A 23,652-nucleotide genomic window follows, 5' to 3' on the forward strand; every position below is an offset into this window, starting at 1 on the left:
TGCATAACATACCGGCAGAACATCCGATTAGACAAACTTTCAGATGGCATCAGAGTACCCCACTCTGCCACGCCTTCAGGTGCGTTCAAACGCAAACCGTCGGCACCTTACCAACAGAAAGCAGACAATGTCCAGAAACCAAAATCACGAAGAATATCAAGACGACACCCGTCCGTTAAGCATTGAAGAGCAACGCGCGCGCCTGCGCCAGCTCATCATCATGGGTAAAGAACGCGGCTACATCACCTACTCCGAAATCAACGACGCCCTGCCAGACGATATGTCTGATGCCGACCAAATCGACAATATCGTCAGCATGATTTCCGGCTTGGGCATCCAAGTTACCGAACACACACCGGACGCAGAAGACATCCTTTTAAGCGACAATGCCGCCGTTACCGACGATGATGCAGTCGAAGAGGCTGAAGCCGCCCTTTCCAACGCCGATTCCGAGTTCGGCAGAACTACCGACCCCGTCCGTATGTATATGCGTGAGATGGGACAGGTCGACCTGCTGACCCGCGAAGACGAAATCATCATTGCAAAAAAAATCGAAAATGCCCTGAAAAACATGGTTCAGGCAATTTCCGCCTGCCCTGGTTCCATCGCGGAAATCCTAGGGCTAATCGAAAAAATCCGCAAAGACGAAATCCGTGTCGATGAAGTCGTCGAAGCCATTATCGACCCCAACGAAGTCCTGCTGAACGAATTGGGACTCGGACACCTAGAAAACACTGCACACGAAGAGCCAGCCAATGACGACCCGGATGCAGATGAAGATGATGAAGAATCGGAAGGCGATGCGGATGCCATCTCTGCAGCCAATCTTGCTGAACTGAAACAAAAGGTCATCGATCATTTTGCACAAATTGAAAAAGACTATAAGAAAATGATCAGCCGTTTGGAAAAACACCACAGCCGGCACAAAGACTATCTCGCCTACCGCGATGCCATCGCCAACAAACTTTTGGAAGTCCGCTTCGCCACCCGCCAAATCGAGAGCCTAAGCGGCAACCTACGCAACCGTGTCGAAAACATCCGCAAACTCGAACGCGAAATCCGCGATATCTGCCTTGACCGCGTCCATATGGAACGCGACTATTTCATCCAAAACTTCCTGCCCGAAATCACCAACCTGCAATGGGTGGAAGAAGAAGTTGCTAAAGGCAGGGTCTGGAGCAACGCTCTCGACCGCTTCCGCCACGCCATCCTCGAAAAACAAACCGAGTTGGCAAATATGGAAAGAGAAACCCGTATTTCCATCGAAGAGCTGAAAGAAATCAACAAAAATATGGTGTCGAGCGAAAAAGAAACCGCAGCCGCCAAGCAGGAAATGATTCAGGCAAACTTGCGGCTGGTGATTTCCATTGCCAAAAAATACACCAACCGAGGCTTACAGTTCCTTGATTTGATTCAAGAAGGCAATATCGGCTTGATGAAGGCGGTCGATAAATTCGAATACCGCCGCGGCTACAAATTCTCCACCTACGCGACATGGTGGATCCGTCAGGCGATTACCCGTTCGATTGCCGACCAGGCACGCACCATCCGTATCCCGGTGCATATGATTGAAACCATCAACAAGATGAACCGCATCTCCCGCCAGCACCTTCAAGAAACCGGAGAAGAACCGGATTCCGCCAAACTTGCCGAACTGATGCAGATGCCTGAAGACAAAATCCGTAAAATCATGAAAATCGCCAAAGAACCGATTTCCATGGAAACACCTATAGGCGACGACGACGATTCGCACTTGGGCGACTTTATCGAGGATTCCAACAATATTGCTCCGGCTGATGCGGCAATGTACACCAGCCTGCATGAGGTAACCAAAGAAATCCTTGAAAGCCTGACGCCTCGTGAAGCCAAAGTCTTACGTATGCGCTTCGGCATCGACATGAATACCGACCATACGCTTGAAGAAGTTGGCAAACAGTTTGACGTAACCCGCGAACGCATCCGCCAAATTGAGGCAAAAGCACTCCGCAAGTTGCGCCACCCGACTCGCAGCGACCGCTTGAGAAGCTTCTTGGACAGTGAAGACAGCAAGTTGTAAACCCGACACAAAACGCAGGTTGTAAAACCTGCGTTTTTTTATAGCGGGCATTTTATCCGCCTTAAGCCGCCTTCCAAACCCATACCTAAAACAAGAGATAAATGCCGTCTGAACCATTTTCAGACGGCATTTCCCTTATTCCATTTTTGTGTTTTATCCACGGTTGATATTCCTATCCATTATTTAACACTCCCTTACAAAGCCGTTAAAATACCGCCGTTATTACGTTGATTGTCTGATTCTGATGAACTGGCCTTATCTGATTGACGCCATACCCAAATTCGTTGACGCAGCAAAGCTGACGCTGGAATTGTCGGCTTATGGCATCGTTTTATCGTTGTTGTTCGGCTTGCCCGTTGCCGTGGTTACGGCATACCGCATCCGCCCCTTCTACGCATTGGCACGCACCTATATCGAGTTGTCGCGCAATACGCCCCTGCTGATTCAGCTGTTTTTCCTGTATTACGGCCTGCCGAAAATGGGCATCAAATGGGACGGCTTCACCTGCGGCGTGATTGCACTGGTTTTCTTGGGTGCAAGCTACATGGCGGAAGCCATCCGCGCCGGCATTCTAGCCGTCCCCAAAGGACAGATTGAAGCGGGCAAGGCAATCGGTTTAAACCGATTTCAAGTCTTCCGCTATGTCGAATTGCCTCAAGCATGGGCGGTCACCGTTCCCGCCATCGGCGCAAACGTATTGTTTCTGATGAAAGAAACATCTATCGTCAGCGCAGTCGGCATTGCGGAATTGCTGTTCGTTACCAAAGACATCATCGGCATGGACTACAAAACCAACGAGGCATTGTTCCTGCTGTTTGCCAGCTACCTGATTATCCTTCTGCCCGTTTCGCTTTTGGCGCGCTGGGCCGAAAACCGCGTACGGAGTGCAAAATATGGTGTTTGACTGGCTGTTTGAAGGACAAAACGCGGCGCGCTTGGGCGAAGGCCTGTTGCTGACGGCGCAGATTTCCCTGGCTTCCGTTGCCGCCTCCTGCGTATTGGGCACGCTGTTCGGCTTGGTTCTGCGTTCACGCAACCGGCTCATCCGCTTTGTCGGACGGTTTTATCTCGAAACCATCCGAATCGTGCCGATTTTGGTATGGCTGTTCGGCCTGTATTTCGGCCTATCCGTCTGGACAGGCATCCACATCGACGGATTTTGGGTCTGCGTCTGGGTATTTACCATGTGGGGCATCGCCGAAATGGGCGATTTGGTCCGCGGCGCATTGGAATCGATTGAAAAACACCAGGTCGAATCAGGCTTGGCACTCGGCTTGAGCCGCGGGCAGGTATTCCGTTACATCGAGCTGCCGCAAAGTATCCGCCGCGTATTACCCGGCGCCGTCAACCTGTTCACGCGCATGATCAAAACCAGCTCGCTCGCCTCCCTTATCGGCGTCATCGAAGTCGTCAAAGTCGGCCAGCAAATCATCGAAAACTCTTTGCTGACGCAGCCCAATGCTTCATTTTGGGTTTACGGCCTGATTTTTATGCTGTATTTCTTCTGTTGCTGGCCACTGTCGCTACTGGCGGCAAAACTTGAACAAAAATGGGAACACTGACATGGCTTTACTGAGCATCCGCAACCTGCACAAACAATACGGCAACGTAACCGCCATCCAATCCTTAGACTTGGACTTGGAAAAGGGCGAAGTCATCGTACTGCTGGGTCCGTCCGGCTGCGGCAAATCCACACTCCTGCGCTGCGTCAACGGTTTGGAACCGTACCAAGGCGGCAGCATCGTGATGGACGGTGTCGGCGAATTCGGCAAAGACGTTTCCTGGCAAACCGCCCGGCAAAAAGTCGGCATGGTCTTCCAAAGCTATGAACTGTTTGCCCACATGACCGTCATCGAAAACATCCTCTTAGGCCCGGTGAAAGTACAAAACCGCAACCGTGCCGAAGCAGAGGCACAAGCCGACAAACTGTTGGAACGCGTCGGACTGCTCGACCGCAAAAACGCCTATCCGCGCGAACTCTCCGGCGGCCAGAAACAGCGCATCGCCATCGTCCGCGCCCTGTGCCTGAATCCGGAAGTCATCCTTCTGGACGAAATTACCGCCGCACTCGATCCCGAAATGGTGCGCGAAGTCTTGGAAGTGGTTTTGGAACTCGCCCGCGAAGGCATGAGCATGCTCATCGTAACCCATGAAATGGGGTTTGCACGCAAAGTTGCCGACCGCATCGTCTTCATGGACAAAGGCGGCATCGTCGAATCGTCCGACCCCGGAACCTTCTTCTCCGCACCAAAAAGCGAACGCGCCCGCCAATTTCTGGCAGGCATGGACTACTGATTTACCGCAAACCGTCCGAACCCCCTTTCAGACGGCATTCCACCCCAAGCAAACATTCAAAAAGGAGATTCCCAATGAAACTGAACGCAAAATTCAAAGCGCTACTCGCTTCCGCTGCCATCGCCGTCGGTCTGACCGCCTGCGGAGGCAGCTCCGGCGATGCCCAATCTTCACAAAGCGGCGGCGCGGCAACCGTTGCCTCCATCAAAGAAAAAGGCGTCATCCGTATCGGCGTATTCGGCGACAAACCTCCGTTCGGCTATGTTGATGCCAACGGTAAAAACCAAGGTTTTGACGTTGAAATCGCCAAAGACCTGGCCAAAGACCTGCTCGGCAGCCCCGACAAAGTCGAGTTCGTCCTGACCGAGGCCGCAAACCGCGTCGAATACGTCCGTTCCGGCAAAGTCGACCTCATCCTGGCCAACTTCACCAAAACACCCGAACGCGCCGAAGCTGTCGATTTTGCCGACCCCTACATGAAAGTGGCCTTGGGCGTGGTTTCCCCCAAAGACAAACCGATTACAGACATCGCGCAACTGAAAGACCAAACCCTGCTGGTCAACAAAGGCACCACCGCCGACGCCTTCTTCACCAAAAGCCATCCTGAAGTCAAACTGCTGAAATTCGACCAAAATACCGAAACCTTCGACGCACTGAAAGACGGTCGCGGCGTAGCACTAGCCCACGACAACGCCCTGCTGTGGGCATGGGCAAAAGAAAACCCGAACTTTGAAGTCGCCATCGGCAACCTCGGCCCTGCCGAATTCATCGCACCGGCCGTTCAAAAAGGCAACACCGACCTCTTGAACTGGGTCAACGGCGAAATCGCCGCCATGAAAAAAGACGGCCGTCTGAAAGCCGCCTATGAAAAAACCCTGTTGCCCGTATATGGTGAGAAAGTCAAACCGGAAGAATTGTTGGCTGAATAATCTGACATCTTCTATACAGCGTTATTGTCTAATAAAAACCCGTCTGAAAACGAACCAATCAGCAACTCTTGATAGCCTCCCCTCCAAAAACGGAAGGGAGGCTGCTTTATACCTAATGATAAAAAACTGCACCTTAATAACTTGAGAAGATAGATAACTTCCAGGTGCAGTTTGATTTTCAGACAGTTTTTACGATTGCCGGTTGATTATTTGAACATATTTTTAATAATGCCCATCACGCTTCGGGAGATGGCGTTGGTCACTTGACGGTTGATTTGGCTGCCAATGGCATCTGCAACGTTGTAACCCAAGCCCTGTCCTGATTTTTTACGTCCGCCGCTCAAGCCGCCGAGCAGTCCGCCGAGTATGCCTGGGTCGGCATTGGCGGCTTCTTTTTCAGCGGCTTTTTGCGCTTTTTCCTGCTCTTTTGCCGCCGCTGCCGCCTCTTTCTCCGCCGCAGCCTGACTGTCGGCTTCGGCTAAGGCTTCAAAGGCGGAATAGTTGTCCACCATGTCTTTATAGGTCGGATACAAATCGTCGTTTTGGAACAGGCGGTTGCGCTCTTCGGTGGCAAGCGGGGTTAAGGAAGATTGCGGCGGCAGGACGAGCGCGCGTTCTACCGGCTCGGGCATGCCTTTTTCGTCAAGGAAGGAAACGAGTGCTTCGCCGACGCCGAGTTCCGCAATCGCTTCGGCAACTTTGATATTCGGGTTACTGCGGAAGGTTTCGGCAGCGGCCTTAACCGCTTTTTGGTCGCGCGGCGTGAAGGCGCGCAGGGCATGTTGCACGCGGTTGCCGAGCTGTCCGAGGATGGTATCGGGCAAATCGAGCGGATTTTGGGTCACGAAATACACACCCACGCCTTTGGAACGGATCAAGCGCACGACTTGCTCGACCTGTTCCACCAACGCATTGGCGGCGTTGTCGAACATCAAATGCGCTTCGTCGAAGAACATTACGAATTTCGGTTTCTCCAAATCGCCGACTTCGGGCAGGGTTTCAAACAACTCCGCCAACATCCACAGCAAAAACGCGCTGTACATACGCGGCGAGCGCATCAGTTTTTCCGAATTGAGGACGTTGATGACGCCTTTGCCGTTGTCGGTCTGCATCCAATCTTGCAGGTTAAGCGACGGCTCGCCGAAGAATTTTTCCGCACCTTCGTTCTCCAGCGTCAAAAGCTGACGCTGAATCGCGCCGATACTGGCGGCGGAGACGTTGCCGTATTGCGTGCGGTATTCCGAAGCGTGGTCGGAAACGTGTTTCAGCATACTGCGCAAGTCTTTCAAATCCAGAATGTGCCAGCCTTTATCGTCGGCGACTTTGAACACGAGGTTCAACAAGCCTTCCTGCGTATCGTTCAAATTCATCAAACGCGCCAGCAGCAGCGGCCCCATCTCCGAAACGGTTACGCGCACCGGAATGCCGGTTTCGCCGTAAACATCCCAAAAGCGCACGGGGAAACTTTGCAGCCATTGCTCGCCCAAACCAAACTCGGCAATGCGCTCGCCCACCTTGCCGCTGGCGGCACCCGCTTGCGCGATGCCCGACAAATCGCCTTTGACGTCAACCAAAAATACGGGAACGCCCTCGCTGCTGAAGGCTTCCGCCATACGGCGCAGAGTCACGGTTTTGCCCGTACCGGTCGCACCGGCGATCAAACCGTGGCGGTTCGCCATTTTGCCTTGGATTTCGAGCGTTTTCCCGTCGGCACGCGCAATTTGAAATGTAGTCATGATTATTCCTTAGAATCCGTGATACGGAACCATATATTATCTTTAAAAACAAATATCCTAATATTTGCAGCCAAAGAATTTAACCCAAACAAATTTTTAAATTTACATTTTATATTATTTGATAAAAAGTTTCCGAAAATTGAAAGCCGTTGAATGTATCATCAAAGTCAAACTTCAAAATCAAACCGCCCCTCCTTACCTGTAAAAATGCCGTCTGAAAACCTTTATTCAGATTTTCAGACGGCATTCTAATCATCACATACCGCGTTATCACCCTTTTTTATTGTTCAACGCGGCTTTGACAAACGCGGTGAACAAGGGATGCCCTTTGCGCGGATTGGAGGTGAACTCAGGATGGAACTGGCAGGCGAAGAACCAAGGGTGGTTCGGCAGCTCGATGGTTTCGACCAAGCGTTCGCGTCCGGCAGATACGCCGCCGATGACCAAGCCTGCTTTTTCTAACTGAGGAACATAGTTGTTGTTGACTTCGTAGCGGTGGCGGTGGCGCTCGCGGATGTGTTCGCTGCCGTAGATTTTGGCAGCTAGACTGCCTGCTTCCAATTCAACCTCTTGTGCGCCCAAACGCATCGTTCCGCCCAAATCGGCGGATTCGTCGCGAGTTTCGACGCTGCCGTCGGCAGTTTGCCATTCATCAATCAGGGCGACTACTGGAGCGGCGCATTTGAGGTCGAACTCAGTGGAGTTCGCACCTTTCAAACCTGCCACATCGCGGGCGTATTCGATCAGCGCAATCTGCATACCGAGGCAGATGCCCAAGTATGGCACGTTGTTTTCACGGGCATAGCGCACGGCGGCGATTTTGCCTTCCACACCACGCGAACCGAAACCGCCGGGAACAAGGATGGCATCCATATCTTTGAGCATAGAAACGTCGCCGTTGTTTTTCTCAATGCTTTCGCTGTCAACAAAGGTGATTTGTACGTCGGTTTCAGTGTGAATACCTGCGTGTTTCAAAGCTTCAATCAATGATTTGTAGGACTCGGTCAAATCGACGTATTTGCCGACCATGGCGATTTTGACGGTGTGTTTCGGGTTTTGGATGGCGTGGACGATTTTTTTCCATGCGGTCAAATCCGCCTGTTGCACGTTAAGTTGCAACTGCTCGGTAATGATGTTGTCGATGCCTTGGTCGTGCAGCATTTCGGGGCATTCGTAGATGCTGTCCACGTCGTAGCTGCCCACAATCGCGCGCTCTTCCACGTTGCAGAACAAGGCGATTTTGCGGCGTTCGTCCGCGGGCATGGTTCTGTCCATGCGGCAAATCAGGATGTCGGGCTGCAAACCGATGCTCAACATTTCTTTAACGGTGTGCTGGGTCGGCTTGGTTTTGATTTCGCCTGCGGCGGCAATGTAGGGAACGTAGCTCAAGTGGGCAAACAAGGTGTTGTTGCGTCCCAACTGGCTGCGCATTTGACGGATGGCTTCCAAAAACGGTAGCGATTCGATGTCGCCGACCGTACCGCCGATTTCGACGATAGCCACATCGTAACCCGCCGCGCCTTCATGGATGCGTCGTTTGATTTCGTCGGTAATGTGCGGAATGACTTGAACCGTACCGCCGAGATAGTCGCCGCGGCGTTCTTTAGCGATAACGTTTTCGTACACCTGCCCCGTACTGAAGCTGTTGCGGCGAGTCATGGTGGCATTGATGAAACGTTCATAGTGTCCCAAGTCGAGGTCGGTTTCCGCGCCGTCGTCGGTAACGAACACTTCGCCGTGCTGGAACGGGCTCATCGTGCCGGGGTCAACATTGATATAAGGGTCGAGCTTGAGCATGGTCACGTTCAGACCGCGCGATTCGAGGATAGTGGCAATAGAAGCGGCGGCGATACCTTTCCCGAGTGAAGATACGACGCCGCCGGTTACGAAAATAAATTTTGTCATGATGGAATACCCATGTTGGAATGTGTGATTTTAACTTGAAGCACTTGGTTCTGGCAAACAAACGAATACCGTTTCTACGGCAACCGGATATTTTCAGACGGCATATTTTCTTTCTTTCCCGACACTTTGCCGCAACTCGCGACGCAGAATCTTACCGACGTTGGATTTGGGCAGTTCCTCACGGAATTCAATGTTTTTCGGAACTTTATATGCGGTCAGCCCGGTACGGCAAAAGGCGATAAGTTCTTCTTTCGTCAAAGACGGGTCTTTTCTGACGACAAACACTTTGAGGGCTTCTCCGGTTTTTTCGTCGGGAACGCCGATACAGGCAACTTCCATGACTTTGTCGTTGTGTGCGATTACCTCTTCGATTTCGTTCGGATAAACATTAAAACCGGAAACAACAATGAGGTCTTTCTTACGGTCAACCAGCTTCAACCAGCCTTTTTCGTCCATGACGGCAATATCGCCGGTTTCCAAGAAACCGCGCGCGTCTATGGCTTTAGCGGTTTCTTCAGGACGGTTCCAATAGCCTTTCATGACTTGCGGGCCGCGCACCCAAAGTTCGCCCGGCTGTCCGACGGCAACTTCTTTGCCGTCCGTATCGCGCAGTTCGACTTCGGTAGAGGGAACGGGTAGTCCGATACCGCCGCTGTATGCTTCGATATTGAGCGGGTTGCAGCACACACCGGGGCTGGCTTCGGTCAAACCGTAGGCTTCGACAATAGGCGTACCGGTAATTTTTTTCCATTTTTCGGCAACGGCTTTTTGGGTCGCCATACCGCCGCCCAAAGTCAGCCGCAATCCTGAAAAATCTACTTCGGCAAAATCATGACGGTTAACCATCGCGTTAAACAGCGTGTTTACGCCGATAAATACATTAACCCGCTGTTTTTTCAGTTCTCCGATAAAGCCTTTCATATCGCGCGGGTTGGTAATCAGGACAATTTTTGAACCTGCATTGGCAAAAATCATCAGATTCACGGTTAAGGCAAAAATATGGTACAGCGGCAAGGCAGCGATAACGGTTTCTTTTCCCTCACGCAACTGGTTTTTAATCCATTCTTTTGCCTGAAGCATATTGGCGCAGATGTTGCCGTGACTCAGCACCGCCCCTTTGGCAACACCTGTCGTGCCGCCCGTGTATTGCAACAGCGCGGTATCTTCGCGGTTTAATGCGACAGGTTGGAAAACGTGCTTCGCCCCCTCTTTCAATGCCGTCTGAAAGGAAACGGTTTCCCGAATACGGTATTCGGGAACCATTTTCTTGATTTTTCGGATGATGAAATTGATCAGCGAACCTTTAAGCAGCCCGAACATTTCGCCGATGGAGGCGACGATGACGTGTTTGATCTGCGTGCGCGGCAGCACCAGCTCCAACGTGTTGGCGAAATTTTCCAAAACGATGATGGCGGTCGCTCCGCTGTCTTTCAACTGATGCTCCAGCTCGCGCGGGGTATAGAGCGGATTAGTGTTCACCGCCACCAAACCTGCCTGCAAAATACCGAAAAGCGCAACCGGATATTGCAGTACATTAGGCAACATTATTGCCACGCGCTCTCCTCGAGGCAATTTAAGGACGTTTTGCAGATAAGAAGCAAAATCTGTTGCCAGTTTGCCGGTTTCGGCATAAGTCAGCGTCTTGCCCATGTTTTGAAAAGCAGGTTGGCCGGCAAATTTCTTGACACTTTGGCAAAATACATCGCTGACGGAACCGTATTGCGTGATGTCGATTTCGGCATTCACGCCCTGTTCGTAACTGTCTAACCAGATTTTTTCCATAATTTTCGGTCTTCTAGAGTGAAATGAAGCAGAACTATGCCGTCTGAAAACCGTTTCAGACGGCATTACCTTTATCGCGTAATGATGACAGGCTTGTCGGTTGATTGGATGATGCCACCGCCCAAGCAGACATCACCCTCATACAGCACGGCGGATTGTCCGGGCGTTACCGCCCATTGCGGTTCGTCAAACACCAGCTCGACCGTTTCATCGTCCAGATAACGCAATTCACACGGCGCGTCCGCCATGCGGTAGCGGGTTTTGCAGGTGTAGCGCCCTTCTTTCGGGCTTTCGGGCAGGGTAAAACTCAAATCGTTCATGACGAGGCTGCGGGTATAGAGCAGCGGATGGTCATGACCTTGCACGACGATGAGTTCGTTTTTCGTCAAATCTTTAGCGGCAACAAACCACGGTTCGCCCGCGCCGCCGATGCCCAATCCTTTGCGCTGTCCGAGCGTGTAGAACATCAGCCCGACGTGTTCGCCGACGGTTTTCCCTTCGGGTGTCACCATTTTGCCGTTGTCGGTCGGCAGGTATTTCTGCAGGAACTCGCGGAACGGACGCTCGCCGATGAAACAGATGCCGGTACTGTCTTTTTTAGCGGCAGTCGGTAAATTAAATTCGGCGGCAAGGCGGCGGACTTCAGGTTTTTCCAAACCGCCCAACGGAAAAATCGCGCGCTCGAGTTGGAAAGGCTTGAGGCGGTAGAGGAAATAGCTTTGGTCTTTGTTTTGATCCAAACCTTTGAGCAGGTAATGCACGCCGTTGCGGACTTCTTTGCGCGCATAGTGTCCGGTAGCAATGGTATCCGCGCCCTGCTCTACGGCATAGTCCAAAAAGCATTTGAATTTAATTTCGGCATTGCACAACACATCCGGATTCGGCGTGCGCCCCGCACTGTATTCCTGAAGAAAATAAGCAAAGACTTTGTCTTTATATTGCGCGGCGAAATTAACGATGTCGATATCAATACCGACAATATCGGCAACGGCGATCGCATCGAACGAATCCTGTTTGATGCTGCAATATTCGTCATTATCGTCGTCCTCCCAGTTTTGCATGAATACACCGCGCACTTGATAACCCTGCTGCTTGAGCAGGACGGCGGTTACGGAAGAATCGACACCGCCGGAGAGTCCGACGATGATATTGGTGGTGTTTGCTATCGTATTCATGCGTAGAATATGGTTGGAAACGGCGGTTTTTAAAGGCATATTCTAACATACTTTGCCAACAGGTATAAAAATGCCGTCTGAAGGAAAGAGACATTCCTTCAGACGGCATTCGGATGTATCAGACAATCAGTGTTGATGCGCTTCGCCGTGGTGATGATCGTGGTCCATTGCCGGCATAGGCGCGGTTTTGATTTCCAATTGTACGGTTTGCGCCTTGGCATTTTTGAATTTCAGGGTAACGGGAATTTTCTCACCCTCTTTTAATTGTTTTTTCAAACCCATAAACATTACATGATAGCTGCCGGGCTTGAGTTCGGTAACGGACTTCGCATCCAAAGGCACGCCGCCTTTGACTTCGCGCATACGCATCACGCCGTTATCATTGATATGGGTATGCACTTCGACACGTTCGGCAACAGGGCTGCTTCCGCCGAGCAGAAAGTCTTGTTTGGCTTCGTCGTTGTGGATTTTCATGAACGCTCCGCCCATTTTCATACCTTCGACGGTGGCACGCGCCCAGCCGTCTTCAACATGAACGCCCGCCGCGGAAGCCGCTCCTGCCAAACCTGCCATCATTACGGCTGCCAATAGTTTTTTCATCTTTCTACTCCTTAAATGTCAAACGAGGATGCGCTCATCTTACAGACAAATACCGTTCGGAAATTTGATATAGATTAAGCGAATAATAAATACTACATACTAATCCTAAATGATTATAAAACCTGCTGCAAGTATTTTATCCAAAAAGGACAGGCAGCCAAACCGCCGCCAACATCAGCATGGCAACCAGTTGTGCGGCAGAACCTGCATCTTTGGCACGTTTGGCCAGTTCGTGCCTATCAGTCGACGTATGATCGACGGCGGCTTCAATGGCGGTATTGACCAATTCGACAATGACCGATACAAAAGACGCGATAACCAACGGCAGGCGGAGGGACGTTTCGGAAACCCAAAAAAATGCCGCGCACACCAGCAGCACGTTCAGCCACAAAACCTGGCGGAATGCAGCCTCATAACGGTAGGCGGCGGCGATGCCGTCTATAGAGTAGCCGAAAGCGTTGATGATGCGCCTGATGCCGCTTTTACCTTTTTTACCGGTCGCATAAGAAGACGGTTTCATAAGAATCTTTTCAAAAATGCCGTCTGAAAACAGGAAAACATTTCAGACGGCATGGTTTTTAATGTACAGACCACTCGGCGACGGCATCTGCAAACACTGCTGCCACATCGAAACCTTTTTGTTTCATGATTTCTTGGAATCCGGTCGGGCTGGTCACGTTGACTTCGGTCAAGTTGCTTCCGATAACATCCAAACCGGCAAGCAAAATGCCTCGCCGTTTAAGCTCGGGAGCCAGAGTCTCTGCAATTTCGCGGTCGCGGTCGCTCAAGTCCTGCGCCACGCCGCGCCCGCCTGCCGCCAGATTGCCGCGTGTTTCGCCGTTTTGCGGAATACGCGCCAAAGCATAGGGGACGACTTCTCCACCGATAATCAGGATGCGTTTGTCACCGTGTACGATTTCGGGAATGTAGCGTTGCGCCATGATGGTGCGGGAATCAAGCTGCATCAGGGTTTCGAGGATGCTGCCGATATTAGGGTCTTTTTCGGTCAGGCGGAAAATGCCCATGCCGCCCATGCCGTCGAGCGGTTTGATGATGATGTCGCCGTGTTCTTTCAAAAATGCGCGGACATCGGCAGAACGGGTCGTTACCAGCGTAGGCGCAGTGAACCGGCTGAAATTCAAAATCGCCAGTTTTTCATTGAAGTCACGCATCGCCTGTCCGCTGTTAAAGACCTTCGCGCCCTGCTGCTCCGCCAGCGTCAGTAATTGGGTGGAGTAGAGGTATTGCATATCGAACGGCGGATCGGTACGCATAATGACGGCATCAAATTCTTTTAATGCCGTCTGAACTTTCCCCGCGGATTTGAACCACGCATGATCATCATCGGCTTTTGCACCCAAAAATTCAAATGCCGATGCCTGTGCCGTTACCAGGCCACCGTTTACAGACAATTCCCCGCTCAATGTGTGAAACAGTTGCCAGCCGCGTTTTGCCATCTCGCGCATCATGGCGTAGGTAGTGTCTTTGTAAGTTTTGAAACTTGCCATAGGGTCGGCGATAAAGAGGACTTTCATCATGTTTCCTTTCCGGTGTGCCGAATGTGCCGCATTTCGCGGGTAAAGGAGAAATGCCGTCCGAACAATATTCAGACGGCAAGGATGAGGTTTTACTTAGGCTGCCAAGAATCTTTCAGCGTGACCGTGCGGTTAAACACCGGCGTGTCTTTGCTGTGGTCTTTGCGGTCGGTAACAAAATAACCGATACGCTCGAACTGCCAACGGCTTTCTGCCGGCAAATCTTTTGCGACAGGTTCGGCGTAAGCGGTGATTTCTTTGATGGATTCAGGATTAAGGAAATCGGTAAACGGCAGGTACTTGCCGTCTTCACCACGCACGGCATCCGGACGTTCGACGGTAAAGAGGCGGTCGTACAGGCGGACTTTGATTTCGGCGGCGTGTTCGGCGGACACCCAGTGAATCACGCCTTTGACTTTTCGGCCTTCTGGATTCTTGCCCAAGGTGTCGTGGTCGATGCTGCATTTGAGTTCGACCACATTGCCTGCCTCATCTTTGACTACTTCGTCACACTTAATCACATAGCCGTGGCGCAAACGCACTTCGCCGCCGGGAATCAGGCGTTTGAATCCTTTGGGCGGATTTTCGGCAAAGTCGTCGGCTTCGATGTAGATGGTTTGGGACACGGGGATTTCGCGCTCGCCCATTTCTTCGTGATTGGGGTGGAACGCGGCGCGGCGGCTTTGAGTTTTGCCGGCTTCAAAGTTGGTCAGGGTTACTTTGAGCGGGTTCAACACCGCCATCAGGCGCGGCGCAGAGTTTTCCAACTCTTCGCGAATCGCACCTTCCAACACGCTCATGTCAACGATGTTTTCAGATTTGGAAATACCGGCGCGTTTGGCAAACAGGCGCAGGCCTTCGGGCGTGTAGCCGCGACGGCGCATACCAGAAATGGTCGGCATACGCGGGTCGTCCCAGCCGGCAACGTGGCCGTCTGAAACCAGTTGGTTCAGCTTGCGTTTGGACGTGATGGAATACAGAAGCTCCAAACGGGAAAACTCGTATTGGCGCGGACGGGTGGCGTGCGGTGCGGGGATGTTATCCAACACCCAGTCATAAAGCGGGCGGTGGGCTTCAAACTCGAGCGTGCACAAGGAATGCGTGATGCCTTCAATGGCATCGGAAATGCAATGCGTGTAGTCGTACATCGGGTAGATGCACCATTTGTCGCCGGTGTTGTGGTGATGGGCGCGACGGATACGGTAGATGACGGGGTCGCGCATATTGATATTGCCTGAAGCCATGTCGATTTTCAGGCGCAAGGTTTTGCTGCCGTCTGGAAACTCGCCGTTTTTCATGCGTGTGAACAAGTCGAGGTTTTCTTCGATGCTGCGGTCGCGGTAAGGACTGTTTTTGCCTGCTTCGGTCAGCGTACCACGGTATTCGCGCATTTCTTCGGGCGTCAAATCATCGACATACGCTTTACCGTCTTTGATTAAACCGACGGCGTAGTCGTAAAGCTGGTCGAAATAGTTGGAAGCAAAACGCGGCTCGCCCGCCCAATGGAAACCCAACCACTCAACATCTTCTTTGATGGCGTTGACGTATTCGTCGTTTTCTTTTTCGGGGTTGGTGTCATCGAAACGAAGGTTGCACAAACCGTCGAAAATATAGGCCAAACCGAAGTTCAGGCAGATGGATTTGGCGTGTCCGATGTGCAGGTAGCCGTTGGGTTCTGGCGGGAAACGGGTTTGGATAGCATTGTGTTTGCCGCTTTTGAGGTCTTCTTCGATGAGGGTGCGGATGAAGTGGTTGTCCGCGAATTGGTCTTTATTGAGCATGGTTTTCTTCAAATGGATGGTTTCAGACGACATAAATATTATCGGGATGCCGTCTGAACGGTTTGGGAATGTGTTTATTGTACCCGACTTGCAGGCTTTGACATAGCATTCAGACGGCATCGGAAACCAAGCATTCCACACCTGCCTCTTTCAGCATCTTCTGCATGGCGGTATCGGGCAACCGGTCGGTAAATACTTTGTCAAACGCCGTAATGTCGCCAAGCCGGACCAACGCGTTGCTACGGAATTTGCTGTGGTCGACACCCAGGAAGCAGACGCGCGCGTTGGCAATCATCGCCTGCATGACGCTGACTTCCTTGTAATCGTAATCCAAAAGCGAACCGTCGCTTTCCACACCGTGTGTGCTCATCACGGCATAATCGACTTTGAACTGGTTGATGAAATCGACGGTCGCCACGCCGGTAATACCGCCGTCCAAAGGGCGGACGACTCCGGAAGTGATAATGACCGTATAATCCGTACGTGCCGAAACGATGGAAGCGACGTGGATGTTGTTGGTAATAATCCGCAGGCTGCTGCGTCGCTTCACCAGCTCCGATGCCACGGCTTCCATGGTCGTACCGATACTGACAAACAATGATGACTCGTCAGGAATATGTTCCGCAATCAGCCGGGCAATGGCATTTTTTTCATTTTGACATTGAATCTGGCGGTTTGAAGGCAGGCTGTCTGACAGGCTTCCGTTTGATGATGCGCCGCCGTGGTAACGCTTCAGCCTGCCGCTTTCGCTCAATTCCTGAATATCACGGCGTATCGTCTGCGGTGTAACTTCCAATCTGGCGGCAAGATCGTCAACCGTCATAAACTGATATTTTTGGACAAGGCTCAAAATTTGTCCGTGCCTTTGAATTTTCAGTTTCATATGTTTTTATTTCATTTCCTACGAATGTGGATTTTACCGCGTTCAGCCCAGCGTGGAAAACACCACCATCAGAAACGGGGCGGCGATATTGACCACCACGCCGAAGCTGACCGCTACCGGCACGACTTCCAAACCGCCCGCACCCTGAATCACGGGCAATGTAAAATCCATACTGGTCGCACCTCCGATTCCCACCGCCGCATCTGGAAAACGCTTCATCAGCAGCGGAATAAATGCCAGTGCAAACAGCTCTCGTGCTAAATCGTTCAGCAGCATGATGCTGCCCCATACCGCCCCGTAAGCCTCGGTCATGACCAAACCCGAGAGGGAATACCAACCGAAGCCGGAAGCCATCGCCAAACCTTTCGTCCACGACACACCGTCTGCCGATGCGGCAAACAGCAGCCCGCCTGAAAGAGATGAAAGCATAAACCAGACCGACAGCCGAATCCCCCTGCGGTTGACCAAAACCTGCCGCAACGATACGCCGCTACTTTTGAGCTGTACGCCGATGAGGAACACCAGCAGCATCAGACAATACATGCCCGCGCTTTCAGACGGCATCCAAATATCGCGCATCAATTTGCCGGACACAAAACCGAGCACCACGCATCCGAGCTGCCTCACACTGCCCGTCACACCGACTGAAACACCCTTCCCTTTCCCATTCGGCCGCCACGGAAATAACTCCCCTAAAACTGCCAAGACAATCAGGTTCGTCCCTACCGTACAAAAAAACAGCCATAAGGTCGTCAGTGCGATATCGTCCAACTGCGTACCCAAGTTTTCCACGCGGGCAAGCGATACACCGATTAGCAGAAGCACAGCATACACCAAAACTGACAACATTCTGTCCAACACGCTCAGATAAGGTTTGGGAACACGGATAAAAAATCCGGCGAACATCGGTACCAATACCGAAATCAATGTCATCAGGCTGTCCATCTCCTGTCCTCCTTTATTGCTGCATGATATGTGCGGCTTGAAAATTACCGTCTGAAAATTGTAAATACCCGCATCCATATTTCAGACGGTATCCGAACTGCCATTAAAAAACCGCCTGAACACACTCAGACGGCCAACCGTTCCAAAACTTAAACTTCCAAAGTCTTTTCCAAACGCTCCATGCATTTGCCCAAATGTTTGCGCAGAATCTTGACCACCCTGTTCCGCTTGCCCGCCAGCAGCAGGTCGAGGATTTCCCGATGTTCGGAATGCGTGTGCGTATTGATTGTGTGCTTTTCCTTCCGGTGCACGCCCGCCACGGCGACAATCAGTGAAGATCGCGCGCACAGCGTGTTCATAATATCAAACAGCACATCGTTGCCCAACAACCGGGCCAGTTCGACATGAAACGCATTGGACAGGCGGTTCCAACCCACGCGGTCACCTTTTCCGGATGCCTCCTCTTCACGCTCTATCATCGCATAAAGCGGTTTGAGTAAGGTTTCCAAATCAGGCAGCCCGGCAAGTATGTTTAAAATCATTGTCTCCATCTCAATGCGCGCATTGAATACATCACGCATCTCCTTCAGGTCGGGAACATGAACAAACGCACCCCTGTTGGGCTGTAAATCGACAATCTTATCGTGCGCCAAAAGCGACAACGCGCCCCGAACCGTATTTCGCGAACACACCATCTGACGGCAAAGCTCGGATTCGGTCAGCTTCTTACCCGGAAGCAGCACATGGTCGGTAATACCGTCCAAAATACGTGCGTAAACACGGAAAAGTTCCGAATCGTGCCGCTCTTCAAGAATCAGGGAAGAAGTTGTGGGCGCATGGATAATGCTGTCGTTTTCAAGGTTCATGATATCTCCCGTATTTTCACGCTTTCAAAAGTTTCTTAAGATATAATTAAAAATTGTTGACAATCTTAAATCAAGGCTGCACAATGTGCAGACAAAGCCAAGTGTTATAAAGGCTGGTAGAGAGAGAGAAAGAAGCAAGCAGATATATTCGGGGGTGTAGCCTGAATATATCTGCTTTTTTATGCACTTCCGACTTATCCGCCATTCCTTTTCCTTTCAGACGGCATCGGATATTTTCCTCATGATGCCGTCTGATGCTTATTTCTCCGCCTCGACAGTTTCAAAACTATGGGTAATCTTTGCCGCTTTGCCCAACATAATCGAAGCTGAACAGTATTTTTCGGCAGACATCTGAACGGCGCGCTCAATGGCCGATTCTTTCAAATCATGCCCGATTACCTTGAAATGGATGTGGATTTCGGTAAACACGCGCGGCGCATCGTCTGCCCGTTTCGCCGTTACCGTCGCCTGGCAGTCAATAACTTTCTGACGCTGTTTTTCGGCAATCATCACAACATCGATACTCGAACAACCCGCCACGCCCAACAGCAACATCTCCATCGGGCTGGGTCCCCGCTTGACCGCACCTTCTGCCGCCGCACCTTCCATAACGACACTGTGCCCGCCTTCAGTCGTACCGACAAAACACATCCCGTCTATCCATTTTGATGTAATCTGCATGATAGAGTTCCTAAAAATAACATTAAAACCGCCGTTTATATGGCATTATTGTAAACAATTTCAAGCGGTCTATACAAAAAAACCAAAAAAGGCGGCAATCTTCCTTCTAAAGCCTGCCTACTGTCTGACCGGCCGACCGTTGATTTGCGCCGACTTGAGTTTCAATGTATAGGTCTTGCCGTCGTCGGTGTACCCGATTTGTGCCGGAATATTATGCAGGGACGGCGCAAAGAAATAAGTTACCGTATCATCACCCCTTCTGACATGATATTTGACAATCTCGGTTTCCACGCCGTCTATACTGTATCTGCCTACGCCTGTTTTATTCAGGCCGCCGACGGGATAAAGTTTTTTACCGTTGGTAATTTTCAGACCGGAAGGAAGTTTCGCGTCGTTTGCTGCCAGCTGCCATGCCAATGTGAATAAATCCATAGCCTTGGGGCTTTGCTCGGTTTTACTCTCCCCGGCTTTGCCGTAAGTTACGCTACCGTCGGCGAACTTGGCTTCCGCATATAGTTTTCCGCCGCGTATATCTTTGTAGTAGGCTGGATGCAGTGTGTTGCCGCTAACTGTACCTCCTGATTCGAAACGGATATTGTACAAAGGCACTTTGATCGTCGAAACGATTTTGTAGCCGTTGCCGCTGCGCGTAAACACCATAGTGGCGGGAATGCCGTAACTGCCCGAATAATGCAGCGTGGCAGACTGGGGCAGCTCTGCCGCATACGCGTACGGTAATGCGGCAGATAAAATGACGGCTGAAAATACATTTTTAAGAGGTTTCATCATTTGCTCCCGTTCGGTTCATGCCAGCAAGAAACAAGCGGCATCCGCACTTTCCTTTTTCTTCACACGGTTGCCCTCGATGCTCAGGAGGCCGGCGGCAAAATCGGCAACGGCTTTCGGATAAAGTTTATGCTCGACAGCTAAAACCCGTGCGGCAATATCGTCTGCCGTATCACCATCAAGTATCGGCACAATCCCTTGCGATACAATCGGGCCGCAATCCAGCTCGGCCGTAACAAAATGAATAGTACAGCCGGCAACGCGGCAACCTGCCTCCAAAGCGCGTTCGTGCGTATGAAGTCCGGTAAACGAGGGAAGGATGGACGGGTGAATGTTCATCAGCCTGCCTTCGTAATGGGCGCAAAACTCGGGGGTCAGAATCCGCATAAAACCTGCCAAAACCACCAAGTCGGGTTGATATGCGTCGATTTTTTCCATCATGGCCGTATCGAAGGCAAGTCGTGATTCAAAGTTTTTATGATTCAGGCTGTCGGTCGGAATACCCTGACCGGCCGCCCATTTCAGTCCTTCCGCCGTTTCGCTGTTGCTTAACACGGCAGCGATATGGACATTTGGAACGGCAGCATTGACGATGGCCTGCATGTTGCTGCCGCGCCCTGAAATCAGAATGACGATCTTCTTCATATGGGTGTACTTTTTGGAATGTGCACCGCCTGCTTCCTACGCTTGATGCGCAACTCAGACGGCATTGACCGTAAAAATGCCCGAAAACCTGTTTCGGGCATGGATTCGGACTTAATTTACTTTTTTGATGTCGACTTGTGCCGGCTGTTGGGCAGGTGCATTTTCGGGTGCACCAACCTTAACCAGTTTCACATCAAATACCAAAGTGGAGTTCGGACCGATTTTTTCGCCCGCACCCTGTTCGCGGTAAGCAAGGTTGGACGGAATGTAGAACGTGGCTTCACCGCCTTCTTTCAGGAGTTGGACGCCTTCGGTCCAACCCGGAATCACTTGGCTTAACGGGAAGGTTGCCGGACCGCCGTTGGCTTTGCTACTGTCGAATACGGTACCGTCAATCAGGCGGCCTTCATATTCCACGGTAACGATGTCGTCTTTTGTCGGCTGTTTGCCTTCACCCTGTTTGGTGATTTTGTACTGCAGACCGGAAGCAGTGGTCTTCACGCCGTCTTTGGCGGCATTTTCCTTCAGGAAGGCTTCGCCTTTTTCTTTGTTAGCCTTCGCATCCGCCTTGTGTTTTTCTACGGCTTTAGCCTGCTGCTCCTGCAGGAATTTCATCATCACTTCCTGAGCCTGCTCTTCAGTCATTTTGATTTCTTTGCCGTCATACATTGCCTGCAGTGCTTCGGTAAAGACTTTCAAATCGATTTCCGCACCCTGCTCCTTCATCTGTTTCAGGGAGCGTCCGATATCCACACCCATAGCATAGCTTGCCTGCTGCATGGTATTACCGATTGAAGAAGTATCGCCCTGCGCGGCAGAAGCTGCGGCAGGCTCGGATGCGGATGATGCGGGTGCTGTTTCTTTTTTGCCGCAGGCAGAAAGTGCCAAAGTGGCGGCAAGGGTCAGTGCGCTGATTTTGAAAATTTTGTTCATAATAGCTCTTCGCTGTTAATAAGGTCGGAAAAACGGGATTATAGCCGAGTTTGAATCAAATAGAATCAAAGCTGTTTAAATTTTGTAAGCATAGCGGCAAGACGGCATTAACTCCTCCCGCCCATGCCGTGGTGTTCGATGTGGAAACCGCTTTTACGATAGGCGGCAAAACGCCCGCGTGCCTCGGCAAGTTCCTCAAGGCTGCTGCCGACGATTTCCAAGATACGTTCCGGCAATACGGGCGCGGCATTCCAAAAATCATCCGATAAATTAAGAACCGTCATATTTTCCGCAATTTCGGGAATCCTATCGCCGGCCGCCAACAAAACCGGCGTATCCGTCGGCATCGGATACTCTGTTGTCCAGACTTCATGAGGAACAAAACTTTCCGCTTCATATTGCCAGAGTGTTTTGTCCAATTCTTGAACCTGCCCGAACGAGTCTGACCACACCAGCACCCTACCCCCGTCTCGGATAGCGCGCGCAATCAACCGACAGGTAAAAAGGGGGATTTGGTCAACATGGATATAAAAGGTAACTTTCGGCATATTGTTTGAGCATTTGACAGGATGATGCCGTCTGAAAGGCTTCAGACGGCATCATGATACCATTAAAGATGACGCAGATAGTTCAGCAGCAAGGGAACGGGGCGGCCGGTCGCACCTTTTTCGCTGCCGGATTTCCATGCCGTACCCGCGATGTCGAGGTGTGCCCATGGATAGTCTTCGGTAAAGTAAGACAGGAATGTTGCGGCGGTAATCGTGCCTGCACCCGGCGTACCGATGTTGGGGATGTCGGCAAAGTTGGATTTGAGCTGGTCTTTGTAGGTTTCAAAGAGTGGCAATTGCCATGCTTTATCGTCCACGTTGCGGGAAGCGGCCAGCAGGCTGTCGACCAAGTCTTGATTGTTGCCCATCACGCCGCTGACGTCATGACCCAGGGCGATGATGCACGCGCCGGTCAGGGTAGCGACATCGATGACGGCTTTGGGTTTGAATTGTTCGGCGTAAGTGAGTGCGTCACATAAAATCAGACGGCCTTCGGCATCGGTGTTCAATACTTCGATGGTCAAGCCTTTCATGCTTTTTACGACATCGCCCGGTTTGTTGGCCGCGCCGGAAGGCATGTTTTCACAAGTGGCGACGACGGCAATCAGGTTGATCGGCAGTTGTAGTTTGACGGCGGCGCAGAAGGTACTGATGACGGTTGCCGCGCCGCACATGTCGAACTTCATTTCGTCCATGTTCAGACCGGGTTTGAGGGAAATGCCGCCGGTGTCGAAGGTAATGCCTTTGCCGACCAAGACGACGGGGGCGGCTTCTTTGTCGGCTGCACCGAAATAGCTCAGTTCGACCAAATATGGGTCTTCGACGCTGCCTTTGGCGACAGACCAGAACGAACCCATGTTTTCTTTGATGTAGTCTTTTTCGATGATTTTGGCGTGTGCACCGAGTTTTTCGGCTTCGGCTTTGGCTGTGCGCGCTAAAAATTCGGGCGTGCATTCGTTGGGCGCGGCGTTGCCCAAATCGCGGCAGAAGCTTTGTCCGTAAACCTGTGCTTCGGCGACGCGCAGGGCTTCTTTGACGGCGGCTTCGTGTGCGGTGTGGAACACGGCTTGTGCGAATTTGGCGGGCTTTGCTTCTTTTTTGTAGCGGTCGAAACGGTAGGCGGCGTTGCCGAACGCGATGGCAAAAGCTTCGGCAACGGCGGCGGCTTGCGCTTCATCGAAGGCATGGATGTCCGCATTGACCGTTTCCTGATTTTGCGCCCATTTGGCGGCTTCAGCAGCGGCTTTGTTCAGCGCGGCGCGGTCGGTTTTGTCGAGTCGGACGACGGCGACTGCCTGCAAACCGTTGTCCGTCGGGATTTTGGTGTCGGCAAAAGTTTGACCTTCTTCAAGCGAAGACAAAAGAGCAAGGGCGGTCGGGCGGTTTAATTGCGCCTCTTCGGTGCAGACAAATAACTGTGCGCCTGCCTGTTGAGCCTGCAAAGTTTCGGCTTTTGTGCTAAATTCCACGTTTATTCTCCTGATTGAGATGGTTTCGGGTAGTTTCAGACAACCCTTTGCATCAAGAGGCCGTCTGAAAACGGTTGGAAAGATTGTACTCCATTTTGAGAG

The 23,652-nt window shown here is 51.5% G+C and carries 22 protein-coding genes; 5 read left to right on the top strand and 17 right to left on the bottom strand.

Annotated elements, in window-relative coordinates; genetic code table 11:
- Positions 1-127: 127 nt before the first annotated feature.
- From rpoD to DQM57_RS05330, 5 genes are all read left to right on the top strand, one after another.
- Positions 128-2,056: an RNA polymerase sigma factor RpoD gene (rpoD, locus tag DQM57_RS05310; protein WP_111727196.1), complete on the top strand. Its 1,929-nt coding sequence runs from the start codon at positions 128-130 to the stop codon at positions 2,054-2,056.
- Positions 2,057-2,300: 244 nt separating this feature from the next.
- Positions 2,301-2,960 carry an amino acid ABC transporter permease gene (locus DQM57_RS05315; protein WP_111727197.1) on the top strand — a complete coding sequence of 220 codons (660 nt, stop codon included), beginning with the start codon at positions 2,301-2,303 and terminating at the stop codon, positions 2,958-2,960.
- A complete protein-coding gene (locus tag DQM57_RS05320; protein WP_107996583.1) occupies positions 2,950-3,618 on the top strand; it encodes an amino acid ABC transporter permease in 669 nt (222 codons plus the stop codon). Before DQM57_RS05315 ends, DQM57_RS05320 begins: the two co-directional genes overlap by 11 nt.
- Before the next feature lies 1 nt (position 3,619).
- Entirely contained in the window at positions 3,620-4,351 is a 732-nt protein-coding gene (locus DQM57_RS05325) for an amino acid ABC transporter ATP-binding protein (RefSeq protein WP_111727198.1), read from the top strand.
- 74 nt (positions 4,352-4,425) lie between these two features.
- Complete coding sequence (locus tag DQM57_RS05330; RefSeq protein ID WP_111727199.1) at positions 4,426-5,280, top strand: amino acid ABC transporter substrate-binding protein; 855 nt, start codon at positions 4,426-4,428, stop codon at positions 5,278-5,280.
- Positions 5,281-5,486: 206 nt separating this feature from the next.
- On the opposite strand, the gene DQM57_RS05335 is transcribed toward DQM57_RS05330, so the two are convergent.
- The 17 genes from DQM57_RS05335 to DQM57_RS05415 form a co-directional block, all read right to left on the bottom strand.
- Complete coding sequence (locus DQM57_RS05335; protein WP_111727200.1) at positions 5,487-7,016, bottom strand: helicase HerA-like domain-containing protein; 1,530 nt, start codon at positions 7,014-7,016, stop codon at positions 5,487-5,489.
- A 270-nt stretch (positions 7,017-7,286) separates the two neighbouring features.
- On the bottom strand, positions 7,287-8,921 hold the full coding sequence (gene pyrG / locus DQM57_RS05340; protein WP_111727201.1) for a CTP synthase: 1,635 nt from the start codon (positions 8,919-8,921) through the stop codon (positions 7,287-7,289).
- Between the two features lie 93 nt (positions 8,922-9,014).
- Positions 9,015-10,703, bottom strand: a complete 1,689-nt coding sequence (locus DQM57_RS05345) for an AMP-binding protein (protein WP_111727202.1) — start codon at positions 10,701-10,703, stop codon at positions 9,015-9,017.
- A 71-nt stretch (positions 10,704-10,774) separates the two neighbouring features.
- The gene (mnmA, locus tag DQM57_RS05350; protein WP_108043873.1) at positions 10,775-11,878 is read right to left on the bottom strand and encodes a tRNA 2-thiouridine(34) synthase MnmA; all 1,104 of its coding nucleotides are present in this window, start codon (positions 11,876-11,878) and stop codon (positions 10,775-10,777) included.
- 126 nt (positions 11,879-12,004) lie between these two features.
- Positions 12,005-12,478 carry a copper chaperone PCu(A)C gene (locus DQM57_RS05355; RefSeq protein ID WP_003674857.1) on the bottom strand — a complete coding sequence of 158 codons (474 nt, stop codon included), beginning with the start codon at positions 12,476-12,478 and terminating at the stop codon, positions 12,005-12,007.
- A gap of 136 nt (positions 12,479-12,614) precedes the next feature.
- Positions 12,615-12,998, bottom strand: coding sequence for a diacylglycerol kinase (locus DQM57_RS05360; protein ID WP_107996577.1), 384 nt, complete (start codon positions 12,996-12,998; stop codon positions 12,615-12,617).
- A gap of 58 nt (positions 12,999-13,056) precedes the next feature.
- The gene (gene gshB, locus DQM57_RS05365; protein ID WP_167395591.1) at positions 13,057-14,013 is read right to left on the bottom strand and encodes a glutathione synthase; all 957 of its coding nucleotides are present in this window, start codon (positions 14,011-14,013) and stop codon (positions 13,057-13,059) included.
- Positions 14,014-14,105: 92 nt separating this feature from the next.
- Positions 14,106-15,794, bottom strand: coding sequence for a glutamine--tRNA ligase/YqeY domain fusion protein (locus tag DQM57_RS05370; RefSeq protein WP_167395592.1), 1,689 nt, complete (start codon positions 15,792-15,794; stop codon positions 14,106-14,108).
- Between the two features lie 109 nt (positions 15,795-15,903).
- Positions 15,904-16,677, bottom strand: a complete 774-nt coding sequence (locus tag DQM57_RS05375) for a DeoR/GlpR family DNA-binding transcription regulator (RefSeq protein ID WP_107996574.1) — start codon at positions 16,675-16,677, stop codon at positions 15,904-15,906.
- 42 nt (positions 16,678-16,719) lie between these two features.
- On the bottom strand, positions 16,720-17,622 hold the full coding sequence (locus tag DQM57_RS05380) for a LysO family transporter (protein WP_108043806.1): 903 nt from the start codon (positions 17,620-17,622) through the stop codon (positions 16,720-16,722).
- Between the two features lie 149 nt (positions 17,623-17,771).
- Entirely contained in the window at positions 17,772-18,488 is a 717-nt protein-coding gene (locus tag DQM57_RS05385) for a GntR family transcriptional regulator (RefSeq protein ID WP_108043805.1), read from the bottom strand.
- Between the two features lie 258 nt (positions 18,489-18,746).
- On the bottom strand, positions 18,747-19,169 hold the full coding sequence (locus DQM57_RS05390; RefSeq protein WP_107996571.1) for an OsmC family protein: 423 nt from the start codon (positions 19,167-19,169) through the stop codon (positions 18,747-18,749).
- A gap of 117 nt (positions 19,170-19,286) precedes the next feature.
- Positions 19,287-19,958, bottom strand: coding sequence for a DUF3108 domain-containing protein (locus tag DQM57_RS05395; protein WP_107960773.1), 672 nt, complete (start codon positions 19,956-19,958; stop codon positions 19,287-19,289).
- A gap of 15 nt (positions 19,959-19,973) precedes the next feature.
- The gene (purN, locus tag DQM57_RS05400) at positions 19,974-20,600 is read right to left on the bottom strand and encodes a phosphoribosylglycinamide formyltransferase (protein ID WP_003674877.1); all 627 of its coding nucleotides are present in this window, start codon (positions 20,598-20,600) and stop codon (positions 19,974-19,976) included.
- Positions 20,601-20,711: 111 nt separating this feature from the next.
- On the bottom strand, positions 20,712-21,533 hold the full coding sequence (locus tag DQM57_RS05405) for an FKBP-type peptidyl-prolyl cis-trans isomerase (RefSeq protein ID WP_107960771.1): 822 nt from the start codon (positions 21,531-21,533) through the stop codon (positions 20,712-20,714).
- Between the two features lie 107 nt (positions 21,534-21,640).
- The gene (locus DQM57_RS05410; RefSeq protein ID WP_108043804.1) at positions 21,641-22,081 is read right to left on the bottom strand and encodes a DNA polymerase III subunit chi; all 441 of its coding nucleotides are present in this window, start codon (positions 22,079-22,081) and stop codon (positions 21,641-21,643) included.
- A gap of 62 nt (positions 22,082-22,143) precedes the next feature.
- Positions 22,144-23,550, bottom strand: coding sequence for a leucyl aminopeptidase (locus tag DQM57_RS05415; protein WP_111727205.1), 1,407 nt, complete (start codon positions 23,548-23,550; stop codon positions 22,144-22,146).
- Positions 23,551-23,652 lie beyond the last annotated feature (102 nt).

The organism is Neisseria cinerea, assembly GCF_900475315.1.
Classification (GTDB): domain Bacteria; phylum Pseudomonadota; class Gammaproteobacteria; order Burkholderiales; family Neisseriaceae; genus Neisseria; species Neisseria cinerea.

What these genes read in the sequence shown, in the direction of transcription:
- rpoD (WP_111727196.1), top strand. Translation starts at nt 128, where the DNA reads ATGTCCAGAAACCAAAATCACGAAGAATATCAAGACGACACCCGTCCG.
- DQM57_RS05315 (WP_111727197.1), top strand. Translation starts at nt 2,301, where the DNA reads ATGAACTGGCCTTATCTGATTGACGCCATACCCAAATTCGTTGACGCA.
- DQM57_RS05320 (WP_107996583.1), top strand. Translation starts at nt 2,950, where the DNA reads ATGGTGTTTGACTGGCTGTTTGAAGGACAAAACGCGGCGCGCTTGGGC.
- DQM57_RS05325 (WP_111727198.1), top strand. Translation starts at nt 3,620, where the DNA reads ATGGCTTTACTGAGCATCCGCAACCTGCACAAACAATACGGCAACGTA.
- DQM57_RS05330 (WP_111727199.1), top strand. Translation starts at nt 4,426, where the DNA reads ATGAAACTGAACGCAAAATTCAAAGCGCTACTCGCTTCCGCTGCCATC.
- DQM57_RS05335 (WP_111727200.1), bottom strand. Translation starts at nt 7,016, where the DNA reads ATGACTACATTTCAAATTGCGCGTGCCGACGGGAAAACGCTCGAAATC.
- pyrG (WP_111727201.1), bottom strand. Translation starts at nt 8,921, where the DNA reads ATGACAAAATTTATTTTCGTAACCGGCGGCGTCGTATCTTCACTCGGG.
- DQM57_RS05345 (WP_111727202.1), bottom strand. Translation starts at nt 10,703, where the DNA reads ATGGAAAAAATCTGGTTAGACAGTTACGAACAGGGCGTGAATGCCGAA.
- mnmA (WP_108043873.1), bottom strand. Translation starts at nt 11,878, where the DNA reads ATGAATACGATAGCAAACACCACCAATATCATCGTCGGACTCTCCGGC.
- DQM57_RS05355 (WP_003674857.1), bottom strand. Translation starts at nt 12,478, where the DNA reads ATGAAAAAACTATTGGCAGCCGTAATGATGGCAGGTTTGGCAGGAGCG.
- DQM57_RS05360 (WP_107996577.1), bottom strand. Translation starts at nt 12,998, where the DNA reads ATGAAACCGTCTTCTTATGCGACCGGTAAAAAAGGTAAAAGCGGCATC.
- gshB (WP_167395591.1), bottom strand. Translation starts at nt 14,013, where the DNA reads ATGAAAGTCCTCTTTATCGCCGACCCTATGGCAAGTTTCAAAACTTAC.
- DQM57_RS05370 (WP_167395592.1), bottom strand. Translation starts at nt 15,794, where the DNA reads ATGCTCAATAAAGACCAATTCGCGGACAACCACTTCATCCGCACCCTC.
- DQM57_RS05375 (WP_107996574.1), bottom strand. Translation starts at nt 16,677, where the DNA reads ATGAAACTGAAAATTCAAAGGCACGGACAAATTTTGAGCCTTGTCCAA.
- DQM57_RS05380 (WP_108043806.1), bottom strand. Translation starts at nt 17,622, where the DNA reads ATGGACAGCCTGATGACATTGATTTCGGTATTGGTACCGATGTTCGCC.
- DQM57_RS05385 (WP_108043805.1), bottom strand. Translation starts at nt 18,488, where the DNA reads ATGAACCTTGAAAACGACAGCATTATCCATGCGCCCACAACTTCTTCC.
- DQM57_RS05390 (WP_107996571.1), bottom strand. Translation starts at nt 19,169, where the DNA reads ATGCAGATTACATCAAAATGGATAGACGGGATGTGTTTTGTCGGTACG.
- DQM57_RS05395 (WP_107960773.1), bottom strand. Translation starts at nt 19,958, where the DNA reads ATGATGAAACCTCTTAAAAATGTATTTTCAGCCGTCATTTTATCTGCC.
- purN (WP_003674877.1), bottom strand. Translation starts at nt 20,600, where the DNA reads ATGAAGAAGATCGTCATTCTGATTTCAGGGCGCGGCAGCAACATGCAG.
- DQM57_RS05405 (WP_107960771.1), bottom strand. Translation starts at nt 21,533, where the DNA reads ATGAACAAAATTTTCAAAATCAGCGCACTGACCCTTGCCGCCACTTTG.
- DQM57_RS05410 (WP_108043804.1), bottom strand. Translation starts at nt 22,081, where the DNA reads ATGCCGAAAGTTACCTTTTATATCCATGTTGACCAAATCCCCCTTTTT.